Source organism: Azospirillum sp. TSO5 (assembly GCF_003116065.1).
Classification (GTDB): domain Bacteria; phylum Pseudomonadota; class Alphaproteobacteria; order Azospirillales; family Azospirillaceae; genus Azospirillum.
Map to the genome: position 1 here is coordinate 141015 of NZ_LGQY01000020.1, position 10087 is coordinate 151101.

8 protein-coding genes are annotated in these 10087 nt (G+C 68.3%); all 8 read right to left on the minus strand.

Annotated features, from left to right (window positions below):
• Positions 1–9: 9 nt before the first annotated feature.
• Positions 10–1221 carry an ABC transporter substrate-binding protein gene (locus TSO5_RS06455; RefSeq protein WP_109150816.1) on the minus strand — a complete coding sequence of 404 codons (1212 nt, stop codon included), beginning with the start codon at positions 1219–1221 and terminating at the stop codon, positions 10–12.
• 107 nt (positions 1222–1328) lie between these two features.
• Complete coding sequence (locus TSO5_RS06460; RefSeq protein WP_247870614.1) at positions 1329–2138, minus strand: enoyl-CoA hydratase-related protein; 810 nt, start codon at positions 2136–2138, stop codon at positions 1329–1331.
• 30 nt (positions 2139–2168) lie between these two features.
• Positions 2169–3740, minus strand: coding sequence for an AMP-binding protein (locus TSO5_RS06465; RefSeq protein WP_109150818.1), 1572 nt, complete (start codon positions 3738–3740; stop codon positions 2169–2171).
• Complete coding sequence (locus TSO5_RS06470; protein ID WP_109150819.1) at positions 3733–4272, minus strand: (2Fe-2S)-binding protein; 540 nt, start codon at positions 4270–4272, stop codon at positions 3733–3735. Before TSO5_RS06470 ends, TSO5_RS06465 begins: the two co-directional genes overlap by 8 nt.
• Positions 4260–5096 carry an FAD binding domain-containing protein gene (locus TSO5_RS06475; protein WP_109150820.1) on the minus strand — a complete coding sequence of 279 codons (837 nt, stop codon included), beginning with the start codon at positions 5094–5096 and terminating at the stop codon, positions 4260–4262. The genes TSO5_RS06470 and TSO5_RS06475 overlap by 13 nt, the downstream gene beginning before the upstream one ends.
• Positions 5093–8131 (minus strand): molybdopterin cofactor-binding domain-containing protein, encoded by a 3039-nt coding sequence (locus TSO5_RS06480; protein ID WP_109150821.1) that lies wholly within the window; start codon positions 8129–8131, stop codon positions 5093–5095. The genes TSO5_RS06475 and TSO5_RS06480 overlap by 4 nt, the downstream gene beginning before the upstream one ends.
• 90 nt (positions 8132–8221) lie before the next feature.
• Positions 8222–9097 carry an AraC family transcriptional regulator gene (locus TSO5_RS06485; protein ID WP_109150822.1) on the minus strand — a complete coding sequence of 292 codons (876 nt, stop codon included), beginning with the start codon at positions 9095–9097 and terminating at the stop codon, positions 8222–8224.
• Between the two features lie 567 nt (positions 9098–9664).
• On the minus strand, positions 9665–10087 hold a 423-nt coding region (locus TSO5_RS06490), incomplete at its 5' end, for a transposase (RefSeq protein WP_247870615.1).

The following is a 10087-nucleotide window of genomic DNA, read 5'->3' on the forward strand; positions in this document are numbered from 1 at the left end:
ACTGCGTCCTCAGAAGCGGGTGCAGAGGTCCGGCCCGATGGCCTTCTCGCCCGGAACGGTGCCGACCACGTCGAAGCGGTTGTTGGTGCCGTCCGACGAGATGCGCACGGCGTACATGTCCTGGACCGCCTGATGGTCGCCGGCCCGCATGGTCTTGGTGCCCTGCGGCGTGCTCCAGCTCAGCCCCTCCATCGCCTTGCGCAGCGCGTCGGTGTCGGTGCCGCCGGCCTTCTCCACCGCCGCCTTGAAGAAGCCGATCAGGCCGTAGCTGTCGGCGCCGTAGAGGTCGGGGGCGGTGTCGTAGGCCTTGCGGAAGGCGGTGACGAAGGCCTTGTTCTCGGGCGTCGCCAGTTCTGCAGAATAACCGACGCCGGTGACGAAGCCGTCGGCCGCCTTGCCGATGGCGCCGATGTTCTGGGCGGTGACGGTGCCGGACGCGCCGACGATGGTCAGGTTGCGCAGCAGCCCGTACTCGCCCATCTGCGTCAGCAGCCGCACGGTGTCGTTGCCGGCGGTGGAGGTGTAGAGCACGCTGGGCCGCGCGGCGCGGAGCTGGCCGAAATACTGCGAGTAATCCTTGCTGCCGAGCGGCGCGAAGACCTCGCCGGTCGATTGCGCCCCGGTCTTCTCCGCCGCCTCCTTGAAGGCCGCGACGGTGGACCGGCCCATCTCGTAATCGGGGCCGAGATAATAGACCTTGGCCTTCGGCTTGTCCTTGGCCAGCCATTCCGCCAGCGCCGCCGACTGCTGCCCCGCCCGCGCATTCACCCGGAAGACGTTGGGCGAGCATTTGTCGGTGGTGATGGCGTCGGAGAAGGAGACGGTGGTGGCGATCAGCCGGCCGTTGCGCTCCGCCAGCTGCCCGACCGCCAGGGTGGAGCCGGAATTGACGGTGCCGGTCAGGAAATCGACCTTGTTAACCTGGAACAGCTTTTCCGCCTTCTGGGTGGCGACGGCGGGGTTGGCCTCCTCGTCCTCGAACAGCAGCTCGACCTGACGGCCGAGAATGCCGCCGGCGGCATTGACCTCCTTCGTCGCCAGTTCCAGGCCCCAGCGGACCTGCTGGCCGATCGGCGCGTAGGTGCCCGACAGCGGGGTCACCACCCCGATGCGGATCGGATCGGCGGCCTGCGCCGCCCCAGGGGCTGCAAGTGGCGCCGCCAGCAGGGCCAGCAGCGGCGAAAGGGTGTAGATTGACCTCGGAAGAGCGTTCTTGGACATGGATGGTCTCCCTCACTGGCGCAATGCCGCGCCCTGTTGTTGGAAAGGCGGCGCCCGCTCGTTCGATGGCGGGCGCTCGACGTCGGTGCCGAAACCGGAGCCGGGGATCAGTTGCCCGTGAAGACGGGCTTGCGCTTCTCGTGGAAGGAGGCGACGCCCTCCTTGAAATCCTCCGAGCCGCGCAGGCGGCCGTAGGCCTGCCCTTCGATCTCGATGGCGCCGTTGACCGATACGTTGTTGCCGCTGTTCAGCACGCCCTTGATGGTGCGCTGGGCCAGCGGCGAGAAGCCGCGCAGTTCATCGACCAGGGCGGCGACCGTCGCCTCAAGTTCGGCGTCGGCGACGCAGTCGGTGACGAAGCCCCAGTCGGCAGCCTGACGGCCGGGGATGCGCTTGGCCCGCATCACCATGTCCTTGGTCCGGCAGATGCCGATCATGTGCAGCAGGCGGGCCGAGCCGCCGGAACCGGGGATCATGCCGATGCGCATTTCCGGCAAGGCGAACTGCGCGGTCTCCGACACGATGCGGAAATCGCAGGCCAGCGACAGCTCGAAGCCGACGCCGAAGCAATAACCGCGGACCTGGGCGATCACCGGCTTGCGGCAGCGTTCCGGGGCGGCGATGTTGACCGCCAGTTCCGACACATGCTCCGCCGACTTCTCCATGAAGCCGGCGATGTTGCCGCCGGACGAGAAGTTCTCGCCCTCGGCGCGCAGGACGATCACCCGCACCTTGGGATCGCGGTCCAGCGCCGCGAACACTGCGGCGAACTGGTCGCGCTGAAGCATGCTGACGATGTTGAAGGGCGGACGGTGCAGCACGATGTCGGCGCGTTCGTTGGCCTCGTCGATCTCCACGCGGAAGCCATCGAGGTCGGCGAGCAGGCGGTCGGTGCTGTCGAAACGGTAGGGGGTCACGGTCGGAAACTCCATGGATGAAGGCGGTGTTCAGGAGAGTGTCGGGCTGTGTTCGGCCGGGTTGTGTTCGGCAGAGCTGTGCTCAAGGGTGAATTCGCCGGCCTGGAGCTTGCGGCGCAGGATCTTGCCGACCGGCGATTTCGGGATTTCGTCGAGGAAGACGTACTCGCGCGGGCGCTTGAAATTGGCGAGGCCGGAGGTGCGGCAATGGTCGTCGAGATCCTTCGCCTCGACGCCACGGGCGCGCTTGACGAAGGCGACGACCCGCTGGCCCCAGCGCTCATCGGGCAGGCCGGCGACCGCGACCTCCAGCACGCCGTCATGCAGCGACAGCACGCTTTCGATCTCGACTGGCGAGACATTTTCGCCGCCGGTGATGATCATGTCGTCGACTCGGCCGGTGACGAAGAGGTCGCCATCGGCGTCGAGGAAACCGATGTCGCCGGTGAAGTACCAGCCGGCATGCAGCGCCTTGGCGTCGGCGTCCGGCCGCTTCCAATAACCTTCAAAGGATTCGTCGCCGGAAAGGTCGGCGACGATCTGCCCCTCCTCCCCGGCCGCTGCGCACGCGTCGGGATCGAAGCTGCCGAGGCGGACGATGCGGATGCGCTGGTTCAGCGCCGCCTTGCCGGCCGACCCCGGCTTGGCCGGAGCATTCTGGTCGATGGTGAAGGTGTAGATCTCGGACGAGCCGTAATGGTTGACGAACAGCTCGGGCCGGAAGGCGGCGTCCAGCCGCTTCAGCAGGCCGTCGGTCATCGACGCCCCGGCGAAGCCCAGCTTGCGCACCGACGACACGTTGGTCTGTGCGAATTTCGCGTCGGCCAGCAGATCGTGGTAGAGCGTCGGCACCAGATAGAGGCAGGTCAGCCGCTCCGCCGCGATCAGGACGAGCGCTCGGCCGGTGTCGAAGCGCGGCAGGCAGACGAAGCAGCCGTCGACCAGCGCCATCGCCAGCAGCGAGCGTACTCCCATCGTGTGGTAGAGCGGCATCACCCCCAGCGTGCGCTCGCCCCGGCGGTAGCAGTTCTGGGCGACATGGGCGATGGCGGAGGCGCGCTCCGTCCGGTGACGGCGCGGCACGCCCTTTGGCTTGCCGGTGGTGCCGGAGGTGTAGAGGAACAGCGAGACATGCTCCGCCATGGCGCGGGGTTGCGCTTGGGCCATCTCGCTGTCCAGCAGATCGGCGAACCGGTGGTCGCTTCCATCGCCCGGATGGCCGACCGCGATGCAGGGCAACGCCCGTGCCGCAGCGGAGTCCCGGACCGCATCGGCCGAAACATCCTGATAGAAGAGGGCACGCACCTCGGCGTCGGGGAGGCAATAGTCCAACTCGTCGGCCTTCACCCGCCAGTTCAGCGGCACGACGGCGATACCGGCCAACTGGCAGGCCCAATGGATGGTCGCCATCTCCCAAGTGTTCTGCAGCGCGGTGGCAATGCGGTCGCCGGGGCGCAAGGCCAGCCGGTCGAAGGCGCCGACCAGCCGGCGGATGCGCTCCAGCCATTGCGCGTAGGTCAGCCGCAGGTCGCCGTCCACGATGGCGACCGCGTCGGGGCTGCGTTCCGCGCTGGCCAGGATACTGCGGCCGAGGTCAAACATGGGTGACCTCCTTCACCGTCTGGCCCGTGACCTCAATCACGGCGCGGACGATGCCGGCATATCCGGTGCAGCGGCAAAGATGGCCGCTCAGCATGTCGCGTAGCTCCTCTTCGGTGGGTTTGGGATTGCGGTCCAGGTAATCAGTCAGCGACATCAGGATGCCGGCCGTGCAGAAGCCGCATTGAAGGGCGTGGTGCCGGCGGAAGGCCTCCTGAAGCGCGGTCATGCGCCCCTCATTGGCCGCCGCCAGCCCCTCGACAGTGTCGATGCGCCGACCGTCGGCCTGGACCGCCAGCGTCAGGCAGGCGCGAACCGCCATGCCGTCGATGCGGACGGTGCAGGCGCCGCAGACGCCATGTTCGCAACCGACACGGGTGCCGTGGGCGCCCAGCTCGTGGCGCAGGAAATCGCTCAGCAGCAGGCGCGGATGGGCATGGCCGGTGCGCGGCGTGCCGTTCAGAACGATGGAGACGGCGTGCTGTGTCTCGGCCGCCAGGATCGGCGGAGTCTCGGGGGAGGTCAGCGGCGGCATGACAGGGCCTCTTCAAGGACGGTGCGGCCGATCCGGCGGACGAGGTCGCGGCGGTAGCGTGCGGTGGCGTGCTGATCGTCGTCGCCGCCGAGATCCCAGGCGAAGGCGTTCAGCGCCTCGTCGAGATCCGGCGGCAGGCGGCCGGCGGCGAGCGGCCAGGAGCGCAGCGTCGGCCGGTCCGCCACCCCGCCGACGGCGAGGCTGGCGCGCTCCCCATCCACCGTTGCGGCGCAGGCGGTGATGGCGAAATCGCCGTGCCGCATCGACTGCTCGCGGAAGGCATGGCCGCTGCCCGGTCGGGCCAGGGGAAAGCGGACGCATTCGACGATCTCGTCCGCCGCCTTCACCGTGGTCAGCGGCCCCAGGAAGAAATCGGCAGCGGGGGCGGTGCGGCGGCGGCGCAGGTTGCGCAGCACCACCTCGCCGCCGGTGGCGACCAGACAGAGCGGCGTCTCGGCGCTGGGATCGGCATGGGCGACCGACCCGCAAAGCGTGCCGCGGTTGCGGGTCTGGAAATGGCCGACCCACGGCAGGGCGGCGGCCAGCAGCGGCACCTCCCGCGCCAGGGTCGGACGGGCCAGGACCTCGGCCTGGGTGATGGCGGCGCCGACGGTCAGCCAGCCATCTTCGGCCCGCAGCGTGCGCAGTTCCTCCAGCCGGCCGAGATCGATCAGCAGGCGCGGCTGGACCAGCCGCATGTTCAGCATCGGCATCAACGACTGGCCGCCGGCGATCACGCGGGCATCGTCGCCCCCGGCCGCCAGCGCCGCCAGCGCATCGGCAACCGTCGCCGGCCGCAAATAGTCGAAGGACGCGGGTTTCATCGCTTGAGTCCCAGAAGGCGCAGCAGGCGCGCCAGAAGTGTCGGGTGTTCGGCCGGTGCCGCAGGGCCGCCGGCACGGGCGACCAGCTTCTCGAAGAACTGGCCGATCAGCAGGCGCGACGCGCTGTCGAGCATCCGGCCGCCGACCGCGGCGACCTTGCCGCCGACCGACGCGCCATACCGGTAGGTGACGCGCGTGCCGGTGGGCGTGCGCTCCAGCGTGACATGCCCGGTGCCGCTACCCGATCCCAGCGCGCTGGTACCGCTGCCGGTCAGGGTCAGCGCGTTGGGCGGGTCGAGGTCGGACAGCGCCACCTCCGCCGTGTAGTGGCCGCGCACCGGACCGATGCCGACCACCACCTCAGCCCGGTAGGCATTGGGACCGACGAGGTCCAGCGCCTCGCAGCCGGGCAGCAGCGCCGCCAATTCCCTCGGATCGAGCAGGATGGCCCAGACCTGTTCAGGCGTCGCCGGCACCTCGCGGCTGCCCTCCCCGGTCAGGCCGCGCCCGCCTTTGGCGACGGCCGACGGCGGACTTTCCCTGGAACCGGCGGCAGATGACGGGCGCGGCGGTTCGGGCGGATGGATCAGCGCCGCCAGTTTAGCGGGGGTGATCGGCAGGGACGGCGGCTCATCCACGGAAACGGCCGACAGCGCATCGGCCACCGCGTTGGCGAGGCAGACCGGGGTGCTCATGCAATTCCCCTCCCCCACCCCCTTGGCGCCGAGCGGCGTTACCGGCGACGGGCTTTCACGATGGAGGATGACGGGCTCCGGCACCTCGCAGGCGGTCGGCACCAGATAGTCGGCGAAGGTGCCGGACAGGAACCGGCCGTCCTCGCCATAGGCGTATTCCTCGTACAGCGCGGTGCCGACGGCATGGGCAAAGCCGCCCAGAATCTGGCCTTCCACCAGCAGCGGGTTCAGCAGCCGGCCGGCATCGTGCATGGTGACGTAGCGGTCGATCCGCACCGCACCCGTCGTCCGGTCGATCTCCACGCCGCAAAAATCGAAGATGAAGCCGTAGCAGGCCGAACTGTTGATGTGGTCGGCGTCGGTCGGCGCCTTCAGCGGTTCCGGCGTCCAGAAGGCGGTCTCGCGCAGCGCCGCCTCCTGCCCGTCGGGCAGCGTGCCGGGCGCCCAATGGCCGGCGGCGGCGACGCGGGAGAAGGACAGGCTGTTGTCCGGGTTGGCGTCGGAGAAGACCTTGCCGCCGGCGAAGCGCACATCGTCGGCCCGGCAATTCAGCTGGCCGGCGACCAGCACCGCCATGCGGCCGCGCAGCCGGGTCGCCGCCACCTGCGCCGCCCCCGCCACCGCCCCGGCGAAGCGGCTGGAATAATTGCCCGACGCGATCGACCAGGCGTCCTTGCCGGTGTCGAGGTCGGTGTTGACGCGGATCTCCTCGAAGCGCAGGCCGAAGACATCGGCCACCACCTGGGCCAGCACGGTGCGGTGCCCCTGCCCCTGGGGAGCGGACGCCACCGTCACCGACACGCCGCCGGTGGGATCGACCGCAACGCTGGCGGTCGCCTGCGCGCCGTTCTTCGGCCCGGCCTTGCGCCGTTCTTCGGCGGTCAGGACGGTGGTGATGTAGCCCATGTTGGAGATCGACGGCTCCACCACCGCGGCATAGCCGATGCCGTAGAGCCGCCCCTCCGCCCGCAGCGCATCGCGCCGCGCCTTCAGCGCGTCGAGCGCACCCTCGCGCACCGCCTGTTCGAGCGTCGCGCGGTAATCGCCGCTGTCGAGCGTGCCGCCCGATGCGGTGCGGTAGGGCATGGAGTCGGCCGCCACCAGATTCCGGCGGATGACGTCGAGCGGATCGAGCCCCAGTTCCGCCGCCACCCGGTTCATCAGCCGCTCCAGCCCATAATAGAGCTGCCCGCCGCCGAAACCGCGGTTGAGGCCGGTCGGCGTCTTGTTGGTGACAACGATGCGGTTGGTCACCGACAGATGGGGGATGTCGTAGGCACCGGTCAGGTTGCCGTGGTTGCGGTAGAGCGAGGCCGGTTCCGGCGCCCGCAGATAGGCGCCGCAATCCTCGGTCTGCTCCATGCGCAGCGCCAGCACCCGGCCGTCCGGCTCCACCGCCGCGTCGATGCGCATGCGGCGTGCGGTGGCCGAGGTGGCGGCCATCAGATGCTCCAGCCGGTCCTCCACCCACTTCACCGGCCGGCCGGCAACGCGGGCGCACAGCCCCATCAGCACGACATAGGGGAACACCGCCTGCTTGTTGCCGAAGCTGCCGCCGGAATGGGGCGGCGTCTTCAGCCGCAGCCGCGATCCCGGCACGTTCAGCGCGCGCGCCATCACCGGATGGACGGCGAAGGGGCCGGAGAAGTTCGACAGCACCTCGTAGGAATCCTCGGCCGCGTCGTAGTCGGCGAGGACGACGAAACACTCCATCGGGGTACAGGAATTGCGCGGATACTCGACCTCGACCGACACGGTGCGGGCAGCGCGGGTGAAGGCGGCCTCGGGATCGCCGTAACGGAAGCTGCGGCTGTTGACGAGGTTGGAGCCCACCGCCGGATGCAGCGGCTCCGATCCTTCTTCCAATGCCTGGGCGATCGAGGTCACCGGCGGCAGCGGGCGGTAGCGCACCTCGATGCGGTCGAGCGCGTCTTCGGCCAGATAGCGGCTGTCGGCCAACACCACCGCCACCGGTTCGCCGACATGGCGCACACGGTCGATGGCGAGGCACCAATGTTCCATCGGCGCGCGGATGCCGACCAGGAACGCGCTGGCATGGCGTTTGGCGTCGGCCCCGGTCACCACCGCGGCGACACCGGGAACCGCCAGCGCGGCGGCGGTGTCGATGCCCAGCAGGTCGGCATGGGCGTGCGGCGAACGCAGGATCGCGGCGTGCAAGGTACCGGGCTTCACCGGCAGATCGTCGGCATAGCGGGCAACGCCGGTCAGCAGCGCCGCATCCTCGACCCGCGGCATCGCGCGGCCGACGAATGGCGTCGGACTTGCTTTGATTTCAATGGTCTGCGTGGCGGTCGCAGGGGCCGTCTGGGTGCCCGTCATCGTCATCCTCCGGTTACCGGAGAAGACTAGACCGTTCGCCCCGCAAAGCTTTTACCGTGGAGTGTCGCGATTTACCCTAGCGTCTCATTTTCATGCATGCCCGGCCTCAGGCGGCCCCCCGCCTGCGCGGTCCACCAGATTGACGACGCGGCGGTATTCGGTCGGCGTCACGCCCTGGTGATTGCGGAAGAAGCGGCTGAAATGGCTGGGCGCCGAAAAGCCGAGCCGCCCGGACACCTCGGTGGCGCTCTCCAGCCCGGCGGCCATGGCGTCGATGGCCGCTTCCATCCGAAGCACGTTGAAATAGAGCGCCGGGGTGATCGCCATCGTCTGCTGGAACAGCCGGAACATGTGGGCGCGCGACAGACCGGCTGCGGCGGCGACGCGGCCGGCGTCGAATTCCTCGCCCAGGGTTCCCCGCATGAAACGAATGGCCTGACGGATGCGGAAGTCGCCGGCCGCCGGGGCGGCATAGCGCGTGCCGCCCAGTGTCCGCCATTCGGAGAAACGGTCGATGATGGCGATCATCAGGTCGAACAGCGCCTCCTCCATCCGCTCGCCCGACGGATCGTCATACAGCAGCTCCGCCGCCATACGGTCGGCCAGCCGACGGATGTACGGCGTCAGCTCGCCGCAGGACTGCGCGAAGAAGCCGGGATTGCCGCTGGCGTTGAGTTCCCGCTGCATGGCGCCGAGCCAGCGCGGCTCGATGTACAGCGCCAGGATGACGGTGCGCGGCGCACCCGGTTGGTGGGCGTAGGAATGGGCCTCCCAGCTGTTGACCAGCACCGCGGTGTCGTCGCGCAGCGGATAGAGCTGCTCCCCCACCGCGAAGCGGGTGTCGGCCCCGGACGCCTTGATCAGCACATGGCAATGGGGATGCGCGTGATGGATCAGCGCATTGTCCATGTCCAACAAGGCGACGCGGCCAAAGCTTCCCTGATGGATGCGCATCGCTTTCGACATAGCGTCCGATCCCTTTCTACCCGCCCGCAGCCAGCGGCCGCCGGGGTAATCTTCGATAGTTTGCTTTACAAGCTAATCATCAGTGGCCGCCTTTACCAGATCCATCGGACGGGATCCCTTGGACGCATGGCTGTCGGTAGGAGGAGGAGCGGCAAAAAGAAGGGTCGGCGCGCTGCACGACATCAGCTTGCCACCGATCCAAAAAGGTGGAAAGACCGTCCACCACATCAGCTCACACCTCCTCCGCAGCGGCAAAGCGGTGCGACCACCGTCTCGGCGCCCAGCGTCCAATTACAGGGGCTTCAGCATAGACTTTTGGCGTGAGTCCGCTGCCGTTCCAGGCCTCGACATGACCGCGCCAATAGCTCTCCAGACCTGACCCGACATCCCCTTACCCCGTCGAACTGCGATCAGCGGGGATATCTCATGAACCAGGATCACGTCGGATGTGTCGTCACCCAACGCTTACGGTCCAGCCGGACCATTCGGACAGCAAAAAGCCCACGCTCCGGGTGGAGGCGGGCTTTTTGTTGATTTGGTTGCGGGGGGGGGCGCAACCACCAAGAATTAACGTTGCCTGTAGCGAAGATTTGATCGGACTTTGCTCTCTACGATCTGATTTGCGCTACCAATCGCAGAAAGAGGCGGAGCGAGTATCGCGTAACACTCCGGCAGATAGCCGTGCGCCCCGGTCATAGGGCCGCATCCCACGACTGCGGCGTCGGGATGGCGCTCATGCACGGCTGCGTAGACCCCCGTGCGGTCATACGCACCATCCCCGATCACAATGGCCACCGGCTCGGAGATCTGATCGAGCAGGGGGCCGACTTGCGAGGCATCATCGACGCCGCGGTCGGTCAGCGTGGCGGCAACAATCCGGCCGCTGCCCGCGTCCATGCCGATGTGCATCGCGTGCCAGGAGCGCCGCTTCTTGGTACCATGCTTCTCGATCAGCCATTCGCCCGGCCCACACAGCTTCAGCCCGGTGCT

Bases quoted from the DNA above. Each gene is read 5' to 3' on its own strand.
- TSO5_RS06455 (WP_109150816.1), bottom strand. From the start codon at position 1,221: ATGTCCAAGAACGCTCTTCCGAGGTCAATCTACACCCTTTCGCCGCTG.
- TSO5_RS06470 (WP_109150819.1), bottom strand. From the start codon at position 4,272: ATGCCGCCGCTGACCTCCCCCGAGACTCCGCCGATCCTGGCGGCCGAG.
- TSO5_RS06480 (WP_109150821.1), bottom strand. From the start codon at position 8,131: ATGACGGGCACCCAGACGGCCCCTGCGACCGCCACGCAGACCATTGAA.
- TSO5_RS06465 (WP_109150818.1), bottom strand. From the start codon at position 3,740: ATGTTTGACCTCGGCCGCAGTATCCTGGCCAGCGCGGAACGCAGCCCC.
- TSO5_RS06475 (WP_109150820.1), bottom strand. From the start codon at position 5,096: ATGAAACCCGCGTCCTTCGACTATTTGCGGCCGGCGACGGTTGCCGAT.
- TSO5_RS06485 (WP_109150822.1), bottom strand. From the start codon at position 9,097: ATGTCGAAAGCGATGCGCATCCATCAGGGAAGCTTTGGCCGCGTCGCC.